General features: G+C 67.8%; 17 protein-coding genes. 11 read left to right on the top strand and 6 right to left on the bottom strand.

The annotated features are described in order from the left end of the window. Positions 1-40: 40 nt before the first annotated feature. Both JOF40_RS16925 and JOF40_RS16920 read left to right on the top strand, forming a co-directional pair. Positions 41-244 carry a hypothetical protein gene (locus tag JOF40_RS16925; protein ID WP_129182048.1) on the top strand — a complete coding sequence of 68 codons (204 nt, stop codon included), beginning with the start codon at positions 41-43 and terminating at the stop codon, positions 242-244. Beyond that, entirely contained in the window at positions 241-660 is a 420-nt protein-coding gene (locus JOF40_RS16920) for a DUF6578 domain-containing protein (protein ID WP_129182047.1), read from the top strand. The genes JOF40_RS16925 and JOF40_RS16920 overlap by 4 nt, the downstream gene beginning before the upstream one ends. Positions 661-690: 30 nt before the next feature. Here the strand turns inward: JOF40_RS16920 and JOF40_RS16915 are convergent, their stop codons facing one another. Continuing rightward, complete coding sequence (locus JOF40_RS16915) at positions 691-2,856, bottom strand: S9 family peptidase (protein WP_129182046.1); 2,166 nt, start codon at positions 2,854-2,856, stop codon at positions 691-693. Then, entirely contained in the window at positions 2,853-4,175 is a 1,323-nt protein-coding gene (locus JOF40_RS16910) for a DNA polymerase IV (protein ID WP_129182045.1), read from the bottom strand. The genes JOF40_RS16915 and JOF40_RS16910 overlap by 4 nt, the downstream gene beginning before the upstream one ends. A 134-nt stretch (positions 4,176-4,309) precedes the next feature. Here JOF40_RS16910 and JOF40_RS16905 point away from each other — a divergent pair, with 134 nt between their 5' ends. The 4 genes from JOF40_RS16905 to JOF40_RS16890 all read left to right on the top strand — a co-directional run bounded on the left by JOF40_RS16905 (position 4,310) and on the right by JOF40_RS16890 (position 9,984). After that, the gene (locus tag JOF40_RS16905) at positions 4,310-5,314 is read left to right on the top strand and encodes a DUF4192 domain-containing protein (RefSeq protein WP_129182044.1); all 1,005 of its coding nucleotides are present in this window, start codon (positions 4,310-4,312) and stop codon (positions 5,312-5,314) included. 63 nt (positions 5,315-5,377) lie between these two features. Further along, a complete protein-coding gene (locus JOF40_RS16900) occupies positions 5,378-6,856 on the top strand; it encodes a glutamate-cysteine ligase family protein (protein WP_129182043.1) in 1,479 nt (492 codons plus the stop codon). A gap of 102 nt (positions 6,857-6,958) precedes the next feature. Further along, positions 6,959-8,344, top strand: coding sequence for an RNA polymerase sigma factor (locus JOF40_RS16895; RefSeq protein ID WP_372440761.1), 1,386 nt, complete (start codon positions 6,959-6,961; stop codon positions 8,342-8,344). A gap of 173 nt (positions 8,345-8,517) precedes the next feature. Next, positions 8,518-9,984 carry a phospholipase D-like domain-containing protein gene (locus JOF40_RS16890; protein ID WP_129182040.1) on the top strand — a complete coding sequence of 489 codons (1,467 nt, stop codon included), beginning with the start codon at positions 8,518-8,520 and terminating at the stop codon, positions 9,982-9,984. A gap of 106 nt (positions 9,985-10,090) precedes the next feature. Here JOF40_RS16890 and JOF40_RS16885 read toward each other — a convergent pair whose 3' ends face one another. Then, on the bottom strand, positions 10,091-10,369 hold the full coding sequence (locus JOF40_RS16885) for a DUF7455 domain-containing protein (RefSeq protein WP_129182038.1): 279 nt from the start codon (positions 10,367-10,369) through the stop codon (positions 10,091-10,093). Positions 10,370-10,507: 138 nt separating this feature from the next. Between JOF40_RS16885 and JOF40_RS16880 the strand changes: the two genes are divergently transcribed. From JOF40_RS16880 to JOF40_RS16860, 5 genes are all read left to right on the top strand, one after another. After that, entirely contained in the window at positions 10,508-12,589 is a 2,082-nt protein-coding gene (locus JOF40_RS16880; RefSeq protein ID WP_129182036.1) for a DNA gyrase/topoisomerase IV subunit B, read from the top strand. A 3-nt stretch (positions 12,590-12,592) separates the two neighbouring features. After that, positions 12,593-13,300, top strand: a complete 708-nt coding sequence (locus JOF40_RS16875) for a hypothetical protein (RefSeq protein ID WP_129182034.1) — start codon at positions 12,593-12,595, stop codon at positions 13,298-13,300. A gap of 148 nt (positions 13,301-13,448) precedes the next feature. Continuing rightward, positions 13,449-14,099 carry a hypothetical protein gene (locus JOF40_RS16870; RefSeq protein WP_129182032.1) on the top strand — a complete coding sequence of 217 codons (651 nt, stop codon included), beginning with the start codon at positions 13,449-13,451 and terminating at the stop codon, positions 14,097-14,099. Positions 14,100-14,164: 65 nt separating this feature from the next. Continuing rightward, on the top strand, positions 14,165-14,770 hold the full coding sequence (locus tag JOF40_RS16865; protein ID WP_129182030.1) for a hypothetical protein: 606 nt from the start codon (positions 14,165-14,167) through the stop codon (positions 14,768-14,770). Positions 14,771-14,813: 43 nt separating this feature from the next. Continuing rightward, positions 14,814-15,566: a hypothetical protein gene (locus tag JOF40_RS16860; RefSeq protein ID WP_129182028.1), complete on the top strand. Its 753-nt coding sequence runs from the start codon at positions 14,814-14,816 to the stop codon at positions 15,564-15,566. An 89-nt stretch (positions 15,567-15,655) separates the two neighbouring features. On the opposite strand, the gene JOF40_RS16855 is transcribed toward JOF40_RS16860, so the two are convergent. Genes JOF40_RS16855 through JOF40_RS16845 form a run of 3 tightly spaced genes read right to left on the bottom strand, consistent with a single transcriptional unit; the run spans position 15,656 to position 20,101 of the window. Beyond that, positions 15,656-17,791, bottom strand: a complete 2,136-nt coding sequence (locus JOF40_RS16855) for an acyltransferase family protein (RefSeq protein ID WP_129182026.1) — start codon at positions 17,789-17,791, stop codon at positions 15,656-15,658. Beyond that, positions 17,791-18,285 (bottom strand): beta-class carbonic anhydrase, encoded by a 495-nt coding sequence (locus JOF40_RS16850; protein ID WP_129182024.1) that lies wholly within the window; start codon positions 18,283-18,285, stop codon positions 17,791-17,793. Before JOF40_RS16850 ends, JOF40_RS16855 begins: the two co-directional genes overlap by 1 nt. 31 nt (positions 18,286-18,316) lie before the next feature. Continuing rightward, positions 18,317-20,101, bottom strand: a complete 1,785-nt coding sequence (locus JOF40_RS16845; RefSeq protein WP_188111793.1) for an MFS transporter — start codon at positions 20,099-20,101, stop codon at positions 18,317-18,319. Position 20,102 lies beyond the last annotated feature (1 nt).

The raw sequence follows: 20,102 nt of genomic DNA, 5'->3' as shown, positions 1-20,102 counted from the left end.
CCCACGGCGGGGCGACACCGCGATGCGAGAGACTGTGTCTGTGTACGAATCGACGTTTCGCATCCTGACAGGTCTGTTCGTCACCGCCGTCGGCGGTGCGCTGCTGTACGTGTCCGTCGTCGCCGGTGCCGCTGTGCTGCTGCTCGGCGTCGCCGTGCTGCTGGTCGGGTGCGTGGCACGCGGCGTCGTCGACGCCACGTTCGAGATCGAGGCCAGGCGCCGCAACGGCGACGTGCCGACGTGACGACGCCTCCCGTTCCTTCGGTGCTGCCGAGCTCGACCGACGTCGTCTGGGTCTGGATCTGGACGAGCGCAGAGGTCGTCGCACTCGACTCGTTCGCGGTCGGTGACGTGGTCGAGTGGAGCTGTCGCGACGACACGGACGTGGATGTCGAGCTGCCTGCGGACGTCTCGCGACACACGCTGCTGGTGGAGGACGCCGACTACATGACCGGCCACGACGACGTCTTCGTCGAGGTGACTGGCCGCGTCGTCACGATCCGGGTCGCTCACGACAGATGGCACGAGGGCGAGGATCGGGCTTGGGTAGCGACCCCCGGCACGCGCACGTGGAGCGTCGCCCAGCGGACCCACGCCGAGTCCCAGGTCCCACCGCACGGTGGCGCGTCGGGGTATCTCGTCGGGGTCGTCGTCGGCTGACCGGCCGAGCGCCGAGTCGCCGACCCGGGCTCAGCCCTTCGCGCCGACGGTGTCGACGATCCAGGCGAGCTCCCAGGCCCGCTCCTTCCAGGACGCGTAGCGCCCGCTGACGCCGCCGTGGCCGGCGTGCATCTCGGTCTTGAGTAGGACGGGCGCATCGCCGGTGGCGGTCGCGCGCAGGCGAGCCACCCACTTGGCCGGCTCGACGTACATGACCCGGGTGTCGTTGAGGCTCGTGACGGCGAGGATCGCGGGGTAGTCGTGGGCCCCGACGTTCTCGTAGGGCGTGTACGACTTCATGTAGGCGTACACCTCGGGGTCGTGCAGCGGGTTGCCCCACTCGTCCCACTCGATGACGGTCAGCGGCAGCGACGGGTCGAGGATCGTCGTGAGGGCGTCGACGAACGGGACGGCAGCCACGATGCCGGCGAAGGCGTCGGGGGCCAGGTTGGCCACGGCACCCATCAGCAGGCCGCCTGCGCTGCCTCCCTCGGCGATGAGGCGGTCGGCGGACGTCCACCCGTCGTCGACGAGGTGCCGTGCGGCGGCGACGAAGTCGGTGAACGTGTTCTTCTTGTGCAGCTGCTTGCCGTCGTCGTACCAGTGACGGCCCAGTTCGCCGCCTCCGCGGACGTGGGCGATCGCGTAGACGAACCCTCGGTCGAGCAGCGACAGCCGCATGACCGAGAAGCCCGGGTCCATGCTGGCCTCGTAGGAGCCGTAGCCGTAGATCAGCGCCGGCGCGGTTCCGTCGCGGGGCGTGTCCTTGCGGCACACGATCGACACGGGCACCCGGGTGCCGTCGTCGGCAACGGCCCAGCTGCGGTGCTGCTCGTACTCGTCGGGGTCGTACCCGCCCAGCACGGGAGCCTGCTTGCGCAGGATGAGCTCGTGGGTCGCCGGGTCGAGGTCGTAGACCGACGAGGGGGTGATGAACGAGCCGACCCCGACGCGGATCAGCGGCGGGTCCCACTCGGCGTTGGCGCCGACGCCGCTCGTGAAGAGCTCCTCGCCGAAGTCGATCTCCTCGAGGTCGCCCAGACCGGCGTCGGTGATCGGCAGCAACCCGATGCGCGAGAGGGCGTCGCGCCGGTACGACAGCACGATGTGGCGGGCGAACACGTCGATGTCCTCGAGCCGGGTGGTGTCGCTGCCGGGCACCACGACGGTGCACCCCGACAGATCGGCCATGGGCGCAGCGTCGACCGGCACCGTGACGAGCTCGAAGTTGAGGGCGTCCTCGTTGTGGAGAACGACGAAGACGTCGTCGCCGCCGATGACGGCGTGCTCGAGGGAGTACTCGACGCCGTCGCGCCGGGGGATGACGACCCGGAAGTCGCCCTCGGGGTCGTCGGCCTCGAGCACGCGGTACTCGCTGGTGATCTTGGACGACATGCCGATCACGAGGTACTTCTCGGAGTGGGTGCGGCCGACGCCGATGAAGTAGCGCTCGTCGGTCTCCTCGTGCACGAGCACGTCTCCGGACGGATGGGTGTCGGCGGTCGACCCGAGGGCGTGCCTCCACACGCGGAACGGCCGCCACGCGTCGTCGACGGTCGTGTAGAACAGGTGCGTGCCGCCGGCCGACCACGTGGCCCCGCCGCTGGCGCCCGTGATCTCGTCGGGCAGCACGTCGCCCGTGCGCAGGTCCTTGACCCGGATCGTGTAGCGCTCGTCGCCCTCGGTGTCGACCGACCAGGCCAAGAAGTTCTCGTCGTCGCTGACGCTGAACGCGCCGAGCGAGAAGAACTCGTGCCCCTCGGCCTCGACGTTGGAGTCGAGCAGCACCTGCTCGCCGTCGATCGCACTGTCGGCGTCGAGCACCGGCGGCGTCCAGTCGTCGGGATCGGTGACGGCGCACCGGCACCGCACGGCGTACTGCTGGCCCTCGACGGTGCGCGCGTAGTACCACCACGAGCCGTGACGGGTGGGGACCGACAGATCGGTCTCGAGGGTGCGCGACTTGATCTCGTCGAAGATCTGCTGGCGCAGCGGCTCGAGGTGAGCCGTGGCCGCATCGGTGTGGGCGTTCTCGGCCTCGAGGTAGGCCAGCGTCGCCGGGTCGTCCTTGTCGCGCAGCCACTCGTAGTCGTCGACGAAGACGTCGCCGTGGTGGGTGCGGGTGACGGGACGACGCTCCGCGATCGGCGCAGTCGTGGTCGGTGCGGGGGAGTCGGGCGTGGCGGACGCGGTCATGACTGCAACGTACCGGTGTGGCCCGCGCCGAGCGCGAGGTCGTCGGCGCGGAACGTGTGCACCGGTCCGGGCGGCGTCCACCGGGTCTCGAACCGCACCGTGACCCGGCCGAGACCCGAGCCCCACACCCATCCGTCGCCGTGGTGGTCGTGGTGGACGTCCATGCCGGGGTACCACCGCACCGGCCGGGAGGAGGTGGCCTCGTCGTCGGCCTCGCCGTCGTCGATCGGGTCGGGGTCGTCGTCGGCGAACAGGTCGTCCTGCACCCAGTCGGCGAGCCCGCTGACCCCCACGCCGAGCAGCCGCAGACCATTGCTGATGTCCTCGCCGGCCAGGAGACCGCGGGCCTTGTCGGCGAGCACGCGCGCGTTGTCGGTCGGATGGGCGAGGGTGGACGACCGGGTGTGGGTCTCGAAGTCGTGGTGGCGCATCTTGAGCGTCACGGTGCGACCCGACAGCCCGTTCTTGCGCAGCCGCGCCGACACCGTGCGCGCCATGCGCTCGATGATCGTCTCGAGCTGGAGCCGGTCGGAGATGTCCTGCTCGAAGGTGTCCTCGACACTGACCGACTTGGCCTCGCGGGAGGCGACCACGGGCCGGTCGTCGTCGGCCACGGCCAGGCGGTGCAGCGACCGTCCGGACGCCTGCCCGAGCAGCCGCACGAGCTCGTCCTCGCTCTGGCGACGCAGGTCGTCGACCGTCAGGACGCCCATGCGCCGCAGACGCTCGGCGGTCGCCGGGCCGACGCCGGGTATCGCGGTGACCTGCATGGGTCCGAGCACGTCGACCTCGGTGCCCGGCGCGATGACGTACACCCCGTCGGGCTTGTTGACCTCGCTCGCGATCTTGGCCATGAGCTTGGACGACGCGACGCCGACCGAGGCGGTCAGCCCGCCGGTGATCTCGGTGATGTCGGCGCGCAGGCGATCGACGAGGTGCTCGACCCGGCCGGGGTCGAACCCGGTGGTGGGCGACGCGCCCGCCGCGAGGTCGACGAAGGCCTCGTCGAGCGACAGCGGCTCGATCAGCTCGGACTCCTGCCGCAGCCGGTCCATGACGAGCCGGCTGGCCTCCCGGTAGGCGTCGAAGCGACCGCCGAGGAAGGCCGCGTGCGGACATCGGGCTCGCGCTTCAGCGGTGCGCATCGCCGACCGGACACCGTGCACGCGCGCCTCGTACGACGCCGTCGCCACGACGCCCCGAGGGCCGATGCCGCCGACGATGACCGGCCTGCCGCGCAGGGACGGCTTGTCGCGCTGCTCGACCGAGGCGAAGAACGCATCGAGGTCGAGGTGCATGATCGACGCCGTGGACCGCATGCATCCATTGTCGCGCGGGCCACCGACGGGCACCGAGGACGCCGTCGTCCACAGGGTCGACGCAGTCGCCGCGACTCCACAGGCACCCGGCCGAGGCTGTCGGTGCGGGGTGCCCGGGCACCAGCGTGGTGGGCATGACCTCGACACCCTCGACCTTCGTCGCCCACGACGCCCACGACATCCTGCAGTCGCTGCCCACGCTCTTCGGCTTCCACGTCGAGGAGTCGATCGTCGCGGTCGCCACCTACGGCGACCGACGGCGCTTCGGGTTCCGCCTGCGCATCGACCTCCCGCCGCCCGAGGCGGTCGACCTCGAGGCGGGCCGCATCGCGTCGTACCTCGAGCAGCACGAGGCCGACGGCGTCGTCCTGGTCGTCCTGACGAACGACCAGGAGGTCGCCCTCGACCTGCTCGACGCGGTGCACGTCGAGCTCGACGAGGCCGGCATCGAGGTGGTCGTCCGGGTCAGGGCCGACGGCCGGCGCTACTGGACCGACGCACTGGGCGCACCAGCCGAGGGCGTCTCCTACACGCCGTCCGACCACCATCTCTCGATCGTCCAGGCGGTCGCCGCAGGGCAGCAGATCCTGCCGGGTCGCGAGACGCTCGTCGACCGGTTCGCGGCCGTGGCGGGCGACCGGCGCATCTGGCTCGAACATGCCACGGGCACGATCATCGACGAGGTCGTGCCCGTCATCGCGCGCAGCGACCCCGATCGCCTCGGCGAGACGGGGATGTCGGTCGTCGGCCCGATCCTCGACCGCCTGGTCGCCGGAGGCCGGGTGCTCGACGCCGACCTGCTGCGCATCGCCGTCTGGGTCTCCAGCGTCAAGGTCCGCGACGCGGTGTGGGCACGCATCGACCGTGACACTGCCGGCGACATGCTGCGGGTGCTCACCCTGGTCTCCGGGTCGGTCGTGCCGCCGTTCGAGCCCGCGGTGCTGAGCCTGACGGCCTTCGCGGCGTGGTTGACCGGCGACGGCACACAGGCGCTCATCGCGGTCGAGCGAGCCCTGCGTGCCGATCCGGACTACTCGATGGCCCGGCTGGTCCTCGACGTCCTCGAGCACGGCATGTCGCCGTCGCACTGGACCGACTTCGTCGACGGTGGCCACGACAGGCCGTCGGACGACGGGTAGGCGGTCCCGGCGACGCAGTGGTCGTCGCGGGCGACGTGGTCCCCTCAGCCCTAGGCTGTCGTCATGGGACAGGACGTCGACGCACGTGAGTTCAGTCGTGAGGACCGCACCCTCTACCGCGCCAAGGTGCGCCGGTGCCTCGACGTGTTCGCCCGCATGCTGGGCGAGCGCGACTTCGGGGTCGAGCACACGCAGGTCGGCATCGAGATCGAGTTCAACCTCGTCGACGGCAACGGCGACCCCGCCCTCAAGAACGCCGAGGCGCTCGAGGCGATCGCCGATCCCGACTTCCAGACCGAGCTGGGCCTGTTCAACATCGAGATCAACGTGCCGCCCGCCCGCATCGACGGCTCAGGTCTCGAGACTCTCCAGGCGGCGCTGCGCGACGACCTCAACGCCGCGCAGGCCAAGGCTGCGGGCGTCGACACGCACCTGCTGATGATCGGCATCCTGCCGACGCTGCAGGAAGGCCACTTCAGCCGCGACGCGATCTCGGCCAACCCGCGCTACCACCTGCTCTCGGAGCAGATCCTCGCCGCGCGGGGCGAGGACATCGAGATCGTCATCGACGGGGTCGACCGCCTCGACACGACGGCCGACACGATCATCCCCGAAGCCGCCTGCACCAGCACCCAGCTGCACCTGCAGGTCGAGCCGGACGACTTCGCGCCGATGTGGAACGCCGCGCAGGCGATCGCCGCCGTGCAGGTCGCGATCGGTGCCAACTCGCCGTTCCTGCTGGGCCGGCACCTGTGGCACGAGACGCGCATCGCACTGTTCGAGCAGGCCACCGACACCCGCAGCGAGGAGCTCAAGGCGCAGGGCGTGCGTCCCCGGGTGTTCTTCGGCGAGCGGTGGATCACCTCGGTGTTCGACCTGTTCGAGGAGAACGTCCGCTACTTTCCGGCGCTGCTGCCGATCGTCGACGACGAGGACCCCCTGGAGGAGCTGGAGGCCGGCCGGGTTCCCAACCTCGGCGAGCTGCGCCTGCACAACGGCACGGTCTACCGCTGGAACCGGCCGATCTACGACGTCGCCGACGGACGTCCCCACCTGCGCATCGAGAACCGGCTGCTGCCGGCGGGGCCGACGGTCGTCGACACGATGGCCAACGCCGCGCTGTTCTACGGTCTCGTCAAGGTGCTGGGCTCGAGCGAGCGTCCCGTCTGGTCGCAGCTGTCGTTCCGGGCAGCCGAGGACAACTTCCACCAGGCGGCACGAGCCGGCATCGACGCCGACATCTACTGGCCCGGGGTCGGCACGGTCGCGGTCCGCGAGCTCGCATTGCGACAGCTGCTGCCGCTGGCGCACGAGGGCCTGACGCAGCTGGGCGTCGACGACGCGGTGCGCGAGCGCCTGCTCGGCGTCATCGAGCAGCGATGCATCACGGGCCGCAACGGGGCCACCTGGCTGATCGACGAGTTCAGGCACCACAACGCGTCGGCCGGCAGCCGGGCCGACGCGATGCGCACGACGACCGTGGAGTACGAGCGGCACATGCACGGAGGAGCGCCGGTGCACGAGTGGCCGACCCGGTCCTGAGAACACCCTGAGATGAACGGCCTTGTGGGCGCGTGACACACTGGACGCAGAGGTTGACCACAGGCCTCATTGTTGCGCCCTTCTACCGTTTGTGAGGTTGACGTGCCGGTGAATCCCGCTGCAGGATCGCGACTCCGGGCCGTCACGAAGCTTCTCCCCGGAGCCGGTGGAGACACATCCTCAGAAACGCCTGAGAACGACGCAGCCAACGTCCCAGCCCCTGCGAAAACAGAAACGACCGTGACGAAGACTTCCGCGAGCACAGCCAAGACGTCAGCTGCCAAGAAGGCCCCGGCCAAGAAGGCACCCGCCAAGAAGGCCGCGGCCAAGAAGCCCGCCGGCACCGAGGAGGAGGGCAGCGTCCCCGCAGCCGTCGACCTCGCCCAGGCTCTCGAGGTACCGGCCGTGGGCGACAAGTTCGACGCGCAGGGCAAGAAGATCCTGCCCGACATCCCCGACGAGGAGTTCGAGAAGGACCTCGCGACCGATCCGACGCTCAAGGAGGACGAGAAGTCGTCCTACACGCTCTCGGCGGCCGACGAGTCCGACGAGCCCGTCCAGCAGGTCATGGTCGCCGGCGCGACCGCCGACCCGGTCAAGGACTACCTGAAGCAGATCGGCAAGGTCTCCCTCCTGACGGCAGGTCAGGAGGTCGAGCTCGCCAAGCGCATCGAGGCTGGCCTGTTCTCCGAGGAGAAGCTCGGCAAGGGAGGTCGCATCTCGGAGAAGATGCGTGAAGAGCTCGAGTGGATCGTCATCGACGGCCGCCGCGCCAAGAACCACCTGCTCGAGGCCAACCTGCGCCTCGTCGTCTCGCTGGCCAAGCGCTACACGGGTCGCGGCATGCTGTTCCTCGACCTGATCCAGGAGGGCAACCTCGGCCTGATCCGCGCGGTCGAGAAGTTCGACTACACCAAGGGCTTCAAGTTCTCGACCTACGCGACGTGGTGGATCCGCCAGGCGATCACCCGCGCGATGGCCGACCAGGCCCGCACGATCCGCATCCCCGTGCACATGGTCGAGGTCATCAACAAGCTCGCCCGCGTCCAGCGCCAGATGCTGCAGGACCTCGGCCGCGAGCCCACGCCCGAGGAGCTCGCGATCGAGCTCGACATGACGCCTGAGAAGGTCGTCGAGGTGCAGAAGTACGGCCGCGAGCCGATCAGCCTCCACACGCCCCTCGGCGAGGACGGCGACTCGGAGTTCGGCGACCTCATCGAGGACTCCGAGGCGATCGTCCCGGCCGATGCCGTGTCGTTCACGCTCCTGCAGGAGCAGCTGCACGCCGTCCTCGACACGCTCTCCGAGCGTGAGTCGGGCGTCGTCTCGATGCGCTTCGGCCTCACCGACGGACAGCCCAAGACGCTCGACGAGATCGGCAAGGTCTACGGCGTGACGCGCGAGCGCATCCGTCAGATCGAGTCCAAGACCATGAGCAAGCTGCGTCACCCCTCGCGCTCGCAGGTCCTGCGCGACTACCTCGACTGACAGCCGTTCACCGAGGGCGCACCGGCACCTGTCAGGGTGCCGGTGCGCCCCTCTCGGTTGAGTTAGACTGTCGCGACCCATCGACGAACGTCTCGGAGACATCACCTGTGCTTACAACCGGCAGATCACGGCGCGTCGCTCGCGCCATCGGGGTGGCTGGCCTGGCGGCGAGCGTGGTGCTCGGACTGGCGTCTGTAGCCTCCAGCGCCGAGGACGTCCCCACCGAGACGACCCCGACGGCCGCTCCCGGCGACTCCTCGATCACTTCCGGCACTCCCGAGGCCTCGGTCAAGGCTGCCGCCGCGCCGTACGGCCCGGAGTACCCCGTGACGCTCGAGGCCAACTTCTCGCGTCCCTACCGTGCGGTGACGAGCTCGGCCAACGGCGACTTCACGCTGCTCGACGACCTCGAGCGCCTCATCCGCGGCTCCTACAAGGACCCCAACACGGGCAAGATGCTGTCGAAGGCCGTCCGCTACGGCAACACGGTCTTCGTCGCGACCTCGCAGATGCCCGGCTCCAAGCGCGTGGGCCGCGAGCTGGTCAAGGCCGCCAAGGCCGGCGTGCAGGTGCGCTTCATCCACGGCCGCGCCACGCAGTCGTCGTCGTCGCGTGCCCTCCAGCGAGCCCTCAACAAGAAGGGCCTGCGCGACTCGCACTTCAAGATCTGCGCGAAGGGCAAGAGCCTGGCGTGCCTGTCGGGCCTCAACGGCGCGATCATGCACTCCAAGATCGTCATGGTCAACAACACGTTCACGCGTGACAACAAGCCGGCCAAGGGCGCCATCTGGACGGGCTCGGCCAACCTCGGTGGCCGCAGCGCCGAGCAGACGTACAACAACGGCCTGACGGTCTACAACGACGCCAAGATGTGGGCGCAGGCCAGCCAGCTCTGGAAGGACATGTCGGCCGAGCGCAACATCGGCAACGACTACCTGGGCTACGTCAAGAAGAACTCGGGTCGCTACGGCTACCCCGATGCCGACGCCAAGGCGGCCGGCTACACCGAGGGCTATGCCAAGTACGGGATGTTCTACTCCAACCTGGCCAACGTCACGATCTACCCGACGCCGATCCGCGCGACGCCGACCAACGGCAAGGACCCGATCCTCAACGCGCTGAACCGCGTCGTCCCCGACGACCAGTGCCGCATCCGCCTGCAGCACAACCGGTTCAAGTACCGGCGCATCGCGGTGGCCGAGAAGCTCGTCGAGCTGTCCGACGGCGGTTGCAAGATCAGCGCCGTGGCCTACGAGGACAACCTCAAGGTCAACCAGAAGCTGCACTGCCAGCAGCTGATCCGCATCTGCCGGCCGATCCTCGACGTGCTGAAGACGTCCAACCAGCGCATCGACGTCGCGTGGGCCAAGCCGCACGACAAGACGATGCTGATCGACGCCAAGATGCGTCGCAACGTCCTCAACCCCGAAGAGGCGCAGCCGGACGGCACGCTCAACTGGCCGGCCGACGGCGTGCGCACCAAGTTCGTCCAGGCCGGCTCGGCCTCGCTCACCGGATCCAACCTCGTCGTCAGCGACGAGATCACGACCGAGACGACCGATCCGTCGATCTACGAGGACTACCTCGAGCACTGGAAGGCCATCCTCAAGTCGCACGAGTACAAGGCCTACCCGTACTGATCAACACCACCCGCACAGACAGAAGAGCCGGCCAGATGATCTGGCCGGCTCTTCTGTCTGTGCGGGTGGTGCGCGTCGTGCGCTGTGCTCAGATGGTGCCCCGTGGTCAGGCGTCGTCGTCGACGAGCGACGCCGAACCCGAGAGGCGCTCGCTCTCGTCGTGGATGAGGGCAGACATCTCGCGCAGCTTCTCCTCGTGCTGACGGGCGTGGTGGGCGCAGAAGAGCAGCTCGCCACCTCCGCCGAGGGTCACGCGGACGTAGGCCTGGGCGCCGCAGCGGTCGCAGCGGTCGAGGGAGCTCAGCATGGGGGCTGTCAGTGTTGTCACGGTGACCTTCTCTCTGAGCCGTCGGGGGTGGTGGTTCCGTGTTGCCTGGATCAACATCCAATCACGGGGCGGTATTCCTCGCGGTCGTTGGTGACCTATGACATAGATACTCCCTGGCCAGCACAAACGCGGGCAGGCGCGCGGCGCGACGCGTGTCAGACCCCATCACGTCGGAGGCGCTGACTAGGCTGTGACGTGGCCCAACACCGCACGAAGGAAGCCATCATCGACAGCACGTACGACGCCCGCAACCTCCTGGTCCTCGAGGGGCTCGAAGCGGTCCGCAAGCGTCCCGGCATGTACGTCGGCTCGACCGACACCCGCGGTCTCATGCACTGCCTGTGGGAGATCATCGACAACTCGGTCGACGAGGCTCTCGGCGGTCACGGCTCGCACATCCTGGTGGCGCTGCACGGCGACGGCTCGGTCGAGGTGCACGACCAGGGGCGCGGCGTCCCGGTCGACATCGAGAAGAAGACGGGCCTGACAGGCGTCGAGGTCGTCTACACCAAGCTGCACGCCGGCGGAAAGTTCGGCGGCGGCTCGTACGTCGCGACCGGCGGCCTGCACGGAGTCGGTGCCTCGGTCGTCAACGCGCTGTCGTCCCGTCTCGACGTCGAGGTCGACAAGGGCGGGGCCACGTGGGCGATGTCGTTCCGGCGCGGTGAGCCCGGGGTGTTCGACGGCGACGGCCCCGACGCGGGCTTCACGCCCGGCAACGAGCTGCGCAGGATCGGCAAGGTCGCCAAGGCCCGCACCGGCACTCGCGTGCGTTACTGGGCCGATCCGCAGATCTTCATCAAGGGTGCCCACTTCGCGTACGACGAGCTGGTCGCGCGAGCGCGTCAGACGTCGTTCCTGGTGCCGGGGCTCGAGCTCGTCATCCGCGACGAGCGCGGCGAGGAGCCCCACGAGGAGACGTTCCGCCACGACGGTGGCATCGCGGAGTTCTGCGAGTTCCTCGCCCCCGACGAGGCCGTGTCCGACGTGCTGCGCCTGCAAGGTGAGGACGTCTTCACCGAGACCGTCCCGCTGCTGGACGCCAAGGGCCAGATGACGCCGCAGGACATCGAGCGCAACCTCGGCGTCGACGTCGCGCTGCGCTGGGGCACGGGCTACGACACCGAGCTCAAGTCGTTCGTCAACATCATCGCCACGCCCAAGGGCGGCACGCACGTCAACGGCTTCGAGCGCGCGCTGACACGCACGTTCAACGACACCCTCAAGACCACGCGCCTGCTCAAGGCGGGCGATCCCGACGTCATCAAGGACGACGTGCTCGAGGGCGTCACCGCGGTCGTCACGGTGCGCCTGGCCGAGCCGCAGTTCGAGGGGCAGACCAAGGAGGTGCTGGGCACTCCGGCGGTGACCAAGATCGTCAACCAGGTCGTATCGCGCGAGCTCAAGGCGTTCCTGACCTCCGGCAAGGCCGCCGAGAAGGCCAAGGCACGCATCGTGATGCAGAAGGTCGTCGACGCGTCCCGCACGCGTCTGGCCGCCCGTCAGCAGCGCGACACGCAGCGACGCAAGAACGCCCTCGAGTCGAGCGCCCTGCCAGCCAAGCTCGCCGACTGCCGCAGCAACGACGTCGAGCGCTCCGAGCTGTTCATCGTCGAGGGCGACTCCGCGCTCGGCACGGCCAAGTCGGCCCGCGACTCCGAGTTCCAGGCGCTGCTGCCGATCCGCGGCAAGATCCTCAACGTCCAGAAGGCCAGCATCGGCGACATGCTCAAGAATGCCGAGTGCTCGTCGATCATCCAGGTCGTCGGTGCCGGCTCGGGCCGTACGTTCGACGTCGACGCCGCGCGCTACGGACGCATCATCTTCATGGCCGACGCCGACTCCGACGGCGCGCACATCCGGTGCCTGCTGGCGACCCTGTTCTTCCGCTACATGCGCGATCTCGTCGACGCCGGCCGGGTGTACACGGCGGTGCCGCCGCTGCACCGCATCGAGCTGACCAACCCCAAGAAGGGTCAGGACAAGTACATGTACACGTACTCCGACCCCGAGCTGCAGCGCACGATGGCCGAGCTCAAGCGCAAGGGCGTCCGCTGGAAGGAGCCGGTGCAGCGCTACAAGGGCCTCGGCGAGATGGACGCGTCGCAGCTGGCCGAGACCACGATGGACCCCCGCCACCGCACGCTGCGCCGCCTGACCGTCGACGACGGCGAGGCAGCGGCCGAGGTGTTCGAGCTGCTGATGGGCAACGAGGTGCCGCCCCGCAAGGAGTTCCTCGTGGCGACTCAACCTCATATGAGCGACATTGACTTCTGACTTGTGAGCGCCCTGCTGAAGAAGCGTTGTACCTGGATCACGGCCGTCGTTACGGCCCTCGGCTTTCTCGCCGGTATGTTGCTTCGAGGTCCGATCAGCGGGGAAGTGGATTGGTGCCGTGACATCGACTACGGCAACCTTCCGCAATGGCTCGCGTTGGTCGTCGGTGCGGTCGTGGCGGGGTTCACCATCTGGGGCATTTTGACAGCGCGACGTGCTTACCTTGACGACGGGCGAGCCCGAAAGTACGCGCAAGCGCGACTAGTTCACGCGGGCATCTCACAGTTCACCGTGATTGAACCAAATCTGGAACGCACCATCGTGGTCCCGCGAGACAACTTCGTTTCTCGAAGGTTTATTGCAAAGACGGTGAACCAGCCGAGGTACTGGCGCGATGGGAACACGATCAAGTGGCGAGCCGCAAGTACCTCCCGCATTGTCGTGTTCCTATTCGAGTTTGCGAATAACTCGGAAGAGATGATCTCGATGAAGAACATCGTCTTGCAGACGGAGGACGGGGTTACCTTCGGCTACAAGCAGATGAACCTCTCCGGTGCGCTGCGTCCTAGAGACACCGCCTACTTAGTCTGTGCGACTGATCAGTTGTTGCGGTACCAGCCCGTGGCGACGATCGAGTTCCAAGATTCCTCAGGCCAGATGTGGCGTCGAGTGGGGAGCGAGCCGGTAGAACCTATTGGGGACGCGGCCTGAGCGATGCTCCGAGTCAGGGATGAGGGAGAAGGTTTTCGCTTCGAAGGTCCGACTCTCCAGCGACTCCAAAGAGTAGTCCGCTGGTCGAGGACTGGAGGAGAGCCGGTCGAGAAGACCGATCGGATCTGAGCGCCAGTAGGGGGCGTTCATGACTCCGCTGCAAGCCGCTGCTGACACCGCTGAGAAGTCGTCCGGAGCCTCGGACCTCCAGATTGCTTGGGTTGGTATCGGGGGAGTAATTGCCGGTGCGCTGTTCGGGCTCTTGGGTACGTGGATCACGACTCGACAGAACGCGCGGCTGACGAAGCAAGCGGAACTGCGGCGGCTGTACGCCGATCTCTTCGAAACGTTGGGTGCCGCCGCGACGTATCGTTTGGAAGACAAGATCATTGACGAACTACTCCAGAAGTTCTATGACGAAGTCGGCAATGACAACCCAACTCGTGCTGAGATTGAGGCCCTAGGCGGCGACAACGTGGAGAAGTTCAGCGCTCTTCAGGCATCGCAGAAGGACACCAGCCGGGCACTGCTTCAAGCGATCAACAAACTTGAGCATCTGAAGTATCAAGCCCGCCTTCTCGCGCCAGCGGACACCGCGCTAGTAGTGCAAGCGAGAATCGACGCTAGTAGAAAGTCCGCTTGGGCCGAAGTCTTAAATAATGCTCTCGTCGTGTTCGCCCGTCGTGACCTCGCTTCAGGGCTGGATCGTGTCCGGACAGGAAAGAGCGTCCGCGACATCAAGAGGGATGCAGACTTCAGACTAGCGATGGTCGACCACAAGGCATTCACCAAATCCTGAGAGCAAACAACCCCACCCGTGTCGGCTGGAGCGTGTGGTCCTGACTCGCAAGTAGGCTCGCCGCCATGCCTGACATCAATTGGTGCCGCGACGTGGACTACGGGAGCCTTCCGCAGTACATCGCCATCGCGGTAGCGGCAGTGGCGGCGTTCTTCTCCGTGCGCGGATATGGACTGTCTCAGAAGTCCTTCCGAGAGGACGTCCGGACGCGGGAGTACTCACAGGCGCGGCTGGTGTACGCCGAACTCATGGAGGTGCGAGCCATAAATAACGTTGGTAGCACCTCTGTTTTCAGTATCGAGGGCAAGCCGAAGATTTTTCAGTCTTCGCGGGACGGAGTAGATCCCGTCATCGTCCATCCACAGTTGGGTGGCTCGCAGGGTTTCACGGCCAACGTGCCGGTCTGGGTTTACAGAACGCGCACAGTAAACAACTCGGAAGAACTGATCAGCAAGGTTGTCACCAGAGTGGTCTGCGATGGCGTTGTCATCGACAGCCTCTCGCGCGGGGGCCGCCTCGTAGGGCCGCGTACGTCGCCGGAGACTTTTTTCATTGTGGCGAAGGACGACGGCAACCATGACCCGGACGTCGAAGTTCGCTTCACCGACTCGACCGGTGTCCGCTGGTCTCGCAGCGGAGGCGACCCGGTGGAGAAGACAACCCGGATCTAGACAAAAGTCCGCCTTGTCATGATCCGCAAGTAGGGTGCCGGTCATGATCTTGCTGCACGCCGCCGCGGCCACCGCTGAAAAGGTGTCCGGCACTTCTGACTTTCGTATCGCGCTTGTAGGTCTGGGCGGAGCGCTCGTTGGTGCGCTGATCGGTTTTCTCGGTGTCTGGTTGCAGACGTTGAACAACGAGAAGCGCTCGTATCGGCAAGAACTCCGGGGTCACTACGCCAAGTTTGTCGAACGGTTGGCGGCTTGGGACATTGTGAATCGCGAGCACGATGCGGCTGTGACGCAGCGGGCGTCGGTTCAGCAGTTTGAGAACGTGGAAATGCCTGAGCCATCTCTGGACCTGGAGGCGTTCAGGGCCGTCGTCCAAGAACTTTCGGAAGACGAACGCAATGATCGCGCTGCACGTCTGACGAGGGTGATTGAGGCGACTAACGACGTGATCAATGCCAAGAGCCTCCTAGTTGCGTCAAATCGCGAAATGTCCAATCTTGCCAACGAATTTGTCGTGATTGCGCCGCTCAGGATTGCAAACGTTGCGTGGGCCCTAATCTCTGACGACTTCAAAGAGCACCGTTCGACCATGATGCATTACCTCACGCTCTCAGTTCGCATCGAGATTGTCAGATCAAAGTACGAACGGTTCCAGTTGAAGCGAATCGTTCGTGACATGAGGTCGGAAGACTGGTTTAAGACAGTCATGCGGACGTCGCCTGCCGTGAATGCCGCGATCACGAATCCTCCTGAGAGCGGAGTTGCAAACCCCGAGGAGCCCCTAGCCCCAGAGTAAACAGCCCCAACCATCCCGGCTGGGGCTGTTCTGGTGCTGCGCCTACGAGATCGACGCCGACAAGATCGACGCCTGAGCGGACGGACTGCTCAGCGCTTGCGCGGCCTGAGCAGCCCGTCCTTCTCGAGGCGGGCCTCGAAGTAGGGCGTCATGGTCGTGATGTAGGTCTTGCTGATGTGGCTGCGGTCGCGGTAGACGTTGACGCCGCCGATGACGGCCGGGCATGACGTGTCGGTGCAGTAGAAGCTCGTGAAGTCGTAGAGCCTGCTGCCCTTGACCTGCTTGGTCGCCGCGATGAGCGGGTCGTAATTCGGGAAGGCCTTGTCGCGGGGGAGAGCGCAGCTCGCATCCGTGATCTCGGCCTGACGGGCGAGGCAGTCGTTGGTGTCGGCCGGCTGGTACGGGTTGTCGCGGATCGCGACGACCGGGATGCCGCGCTCGGTCATGGTGCGCCACGACTCGGCGAAGCCGGCGACCTGCTGCTCGTGGCCTGTCGCGGGCCGCGGGTGGGCGAGAGCGCCGGTGACGATGAGGTCGATGTCATCGGCGTGGTCGGCCAGCCAGGTCTTGATGCTGTCGCGCCACTGGTAGCAGTCCTCGGAGATCGCCCGGTCGCCGTTGGGGTGCGGGTTGGTCGACCAGGTGCACCCGCCCTTGACCTGGGCGGTCAAGAAGATCTTGCCCTCCTGCGCCATCTTCACGAAGGGTGGCAGGACGGCGCGCGCGTGCGAGTCGCCGATGACCAGGACGTGGGGGATCGACGGGTCGTCCTCGTCGCCGAACGTGCAGGAGTCCTTGGCCTGGTTGGTCGACTCGCAGCCCGGGTAGTTGGCGTTGTCGCGCTTGATGGCGGTCGTGTCGGGCACCAGCAGGCCGTCGAGCTCCGGGTTGTCGCACGCGGGGCCGGGCGCCATGGAGGCGGCACCGAAGCACCGAGGAGCGTCGGAGGCGACCTGCGCGGTGAGCTTCTGGGCCCGGTCGGCGGCTGCATCGGCCGACCGGATGCCGCCCAGGCAGGCCATCGCGATGGCGGCGGCACCGACGGCCGTGAAGGCGAACGTCACGGTGCTGCGCTGGATGCCGAGCCGCCGGCCCGTGCGGACAGGATCCTCGACGAATCGCTTGGTCGCGGCCGCAGCGGCGAATGTGGCCACGAGGATCGCGACGCGAGGGGCGAAGCCGAGGTCGTGGCCGAGGACGACCGGCAGCAGCACGATCGGTGGCCAGTGCCACAGGTAGAGGGGGTAGGAGATGTCGCCCGTCCACTGCACGAAGCGCAGCTCGATGAGACGACGCGGGGAGAAGCGCGAGGCGGGCATCCCGACGGCGATGACGGCCACGGTGGCCAGGACGGGCAGTAACGCGGCCAGCCCGGGGAACGGGATCGTGCCCTTGAGGAACAGCCCGCAGCCGAGCAGCACGAGCAGGCCGGCCCACGACAGCGCGGCACCGACGAGTGGGGGCAGGACGGCGGCCCGGCGGGGGTTCTCGGACGCCCGGAGCGTCAGCAGCGCCAGGAGTGCCCCGGCACCGAACTCCCAGGCGCGGGTGAAGGTCGAGAAGTAGGCGTAGGAGACGTTGTCGTAGGTCAGCCACCACGAGTAGCCGAAGCTGACCACGGTGGCGACCGCGACCACGAGGGTGACGGTCGGCAGCTGGCGCAGGCGAAGACGCGCCGCGAGCAGCACGGCCGCGAGGACCAGGAGCGGCCACGCGACGTAGAACTGCTCCTCGACCGACAGGGTCCAGTAGTGCTGGGCGACGCTGGGCGCGTTCTCGGCCGCCAAGTAGTCGACGGCGTCGGCGGCCAGCCGCCAGTTCTGGAAGTACAGGGCCGACGACATGATCTCGCGGAAGTTCTGCGCCCAGCTGAGCTTCGGCATCCACACGAAGACCGCGATGGCCGAGGTCGCGAGCACGAGATAGGCCGCCGGCAGCAGACGCCGGGCGCGGCGGGCCCAGAACCGTCCGAGCCGTACGCGACCCGTGGCGGTGGCCTCGCGGGCGAGGTGCGACGTGATCAGGAAGCCGGAGATCACGAAGAAGACGTCGACGCCCATGAAGCCACCGGGCAGCCGGCCGGGCCACAGGTGATAGAGCACGACGAGCAGCGCGGCACCGGCCCGGAGCGCCTGGATCTCGGGACGGAGGGGCCGTGGGCCGCGCGACGGTGCGGCTGCGGTGCTGCCGCCGGAGGGTGTCGGTGGGTGGGGCGTCGCCGACATCAGACGACGGGCTCGAGCAGACCGCTGTCGACGTCGTACAGGAATCCGCCGACCGCGACGGAGTCGCTGATCAGCGGGTGGGTCTTGACGCGGATGACGTCGGCCTCGATCGTGCGCCGCTGGTCGGTGATCGCGCCGAGCGTCATCCAGTCGGCGTCGCGGCCCGACTCGTGGGTCAGCCGCTGCTTGAGCTCGTCCTCGGTGGAGTTCGCCATGGCGCAGCGGGTGTGCTCGACGACGAGGATGCGCTCGACGTTGAGCAGGTTGACTCCCAGCACGAGGGCAACGAGCGCCTGGTCGGTGACGCGTCCGCCGGGGTTGCGCAGGATCTTGGCGTCGCCGGCCTTGAGCCCGATCATGTTGAGCGGGTCGATGCGGGAGTCCATGCACGTCACCATGGCCACGCCGGCGCGGGCGATACCGTCGAAGCCGGCGAGGTCGAACGAGTCGGCGAAGGACCGGTTGGCAGCGAGCAGGTCGTCGAAGTCAGGCATGGTCACCAGCGTAACGAGACGTGTCGCGCGATCAGGCCTCAGCCCGGGTCGTGTCGGTGCTCGGACGCAGCAGGAGCAGTGCCAGCACCGCGGCGATCACGGCGCAGATCGCCGCCCCCACGAACACCGCGTGCAGCTGGGCGATGCCGGCGTCGCGGACCGCGTCCTTGTAGTCGTCGCACAGGGTGGCCCCGGCACCGCAGATCTCGGCGACCGGCGCGATCTTGTCGGACGCGGCGTAGAACGCCTGCAGGCCGATCGTGGTGAGGGCCGAGATGCCCAAGAGCATGCCGACCATGCGGGCCACGATGAGCAGCGCGGACGAGACGCCGTGGACGTCGTCGGCGGTGTGTGCCAGCAGGACTGCGTTGACCGGCGCGATCGCCAGGCCGAAGCCGAGGCCGCCGAGCACCAGCGACCACGTCTCGACCGGGTGGTCGAGCGACGTCGCGTCCCACGTGGCCATGTGCCAGAAGGCCACGGCGCTCAGCAGCATCGCGACGGCCGTCAGCACGTGCGCCGGGAACCTGCGCAGCAGCAGCCCGCCGAGCAGCGCCCCGACCGGCAGGGCCACGAGGAACCTGACCAGCACCAGCGCGGCGTCGAGCTGGGAATCGCGGTAGACCGTGAGGCGAGCGAAGAACGGGATGTCGACGAGCGCCGCGATGAGTGCCGATCCGATGAAGAACGACACGACGATGGCACCCCACGCCGGGCGGGACGACAGCGCTCCGCGGGGGATCAGCGGACGAGCGGCGCGGCGCTGCCGGACCACGAAGCCGATCGCGGCGACGACCGCCACGGGCACGAGCCACGGGGCGGCGGGGGAGATGCCGCCGCTCTCGGGCTCCGCGGAGGCGAACGTCACGATGACGGCTCCGAGGGCGACGGTCAGCAGCAGCGCGCCCCACAGGTCGGTCTCGCGTGCCAGGGCGGGCCAGGCGCGCCAGTCGACGAGGGGACGCCGTGCCGTGGCCAGGCGCAGCACGAACAGAGCCGCGAGGGCGAACGTGGCCAGCGCCAGGGGCGTGAGCCAGCGGGAGTCGCCGGTGACCGGCAGGTAGGCGCGACCGATCTCGACGTCCTGGACGAGCCGCGTGGGGGCGAGCATCACGAGCGACAGGGCAGCGAGGGACAGCACTGCGAGCGTGGCGCCGGGCCAGTCGAACCGGCCCCGCCCCTGCCCCTTGAGCTTGTCGAAAGGCCCTTTCGACAGCCTCAAGGGGCGGCTGGGGCGCAGGGGGAGCATCGCGGCGGCGAGCACGAGTCCGATGGCGCAGTTGAGCCAGAAGATCGCCCGCCAGTCGCCGACCGCGAGAACGGCCGCCCCGTAGAGCGGACCGAGCACGCTGCCGAGCTCCTGCACCGCGCCGACGATGCCGAGGGGCAGTCCTCGTCGCTGCGGCGGCCACAGATCGGCGACGAGGGCCAGGGTCGGCGGGATGAGGCCGCCCCCGCCGATGCCCTGGATGAGTCGTCCGGCGACGATCGTCTCGAGGTCGTAGGCCGCGGCCGTCACGAGCGAGCCGACGGCGAACACCGCGAGGGACGCCAGCAGCACCGGCACCCGTCCGCGCAGGTCGGAGATGCGACCGACCAGCGGCAGGATCGCGACGTACCCGAGCAGGAAGCCCGAGACGATGGGGGCTGCCCGCTGCAGCTCCTCGGTCTCGAGTCCGACCGAGGTCATCATGTCGGGCAGGGCCAGGACGACGACGTACGTGTCGGCTGCCGCGAACGCCACGGCGATCGCCGCGAGCGTCAGCAGGACCCTCGACGCAGGGGAGATGGAGGTGCTGTCCTCGTGCGCGGTCATG

The organism is Aeromicrobium fastidiosum, from assembly GCF_017876595.1.
Lineage (GTDB): Bacteria > Actinomycetota > Actinomycetes > Propionibacteriales > Nocardioidaceae > Aeromicrobium > Aeromicrobium fastidiosum.
The sequence above is the reverse complement of the archived record's forward strand: the minus strand, read 5'-3'. Positions and strand labels throughout refer to the sequence as shown.

Bases quoted from the DNA above. Each gene is read 5' to 3' on its own strand.
- JOF40_RS16915 (WP_129182046.1), bottom strand. From the start codon at position 2,856: ATGACCGCGTCCGCCACGCCCGACTCCCCCGCACCGACCACGACTGCG.
- JOF40_RS16910 (WP_129182045.1), bottom strand. From the start codon at position 4,175: ATGCGGTCCACGGCGTCGATCATGCACCTCGACCTCGATGCGTTCTTC.
- JOF40_RS16905 (WP_129182044.1), top strand. From the start codon at position 4,310: ATGACCTCGACACCCTCGACCTTCGTCGCCCACGACGCCCACGACATC.
- JOF40_RS16900 (WP_129182043.1), top strand. From the start codon at position 5,378: ATGGGACAGGACGTCGACGCACGTGAGTTCAGTCGTGAGGACCGCACC.
- JOF40_RS16885 (WP_129182038.1), bottom strand. From the start codon at position 10,369: ATGTTGATCCAGGCAACACGGAACCACCACCCCCGACGGCTCAGAGAG.
- JOF40_RS16870 (WP_129182032.1), top strand. From the start codon at position 13,449: ATGACTCCGCTGCAAGCCGCTGCTGACACCGCTGAGAAGTCGTCCGGA.
- JOF40_RS16865 (WP_129182030.1), top strand. From the start codon at position 14,165: ATGCCTGACATCAATTGGTGCCGCGACGTGGACTACGGGAGCCTTCCG.
- JOF40_RS16860 (WP_129182028.1), top strand. From the start codon at position 14,814: ATGATCTTGCTGCACGCCGCCGCGGCCACCGCTGAAAAGGTGTCCGGC.
- JOF40_RS16855 (WP_129182026.1), bottom strand. From the start codon at position 17,791: ATGTCGGCGACGCCCCACCCACCGACACCCTCCGGCGGCAGCACCGCA.
- JOF40_RS16850 (WP_129182024.1), bottom strand. From the start codon at position 18,285: ATGCCTGACTTCGACGACCTGCTCGCTGCCAACCGGTCCTTCGCCGAC.
- JOF40_RS16845 (WP_188111793.1), bottom strand. From the start codon at position 20,101: ATGACCGCGCACGAGGACAGCACCTCCATCTCCCCTGCGTCGAGGGTC.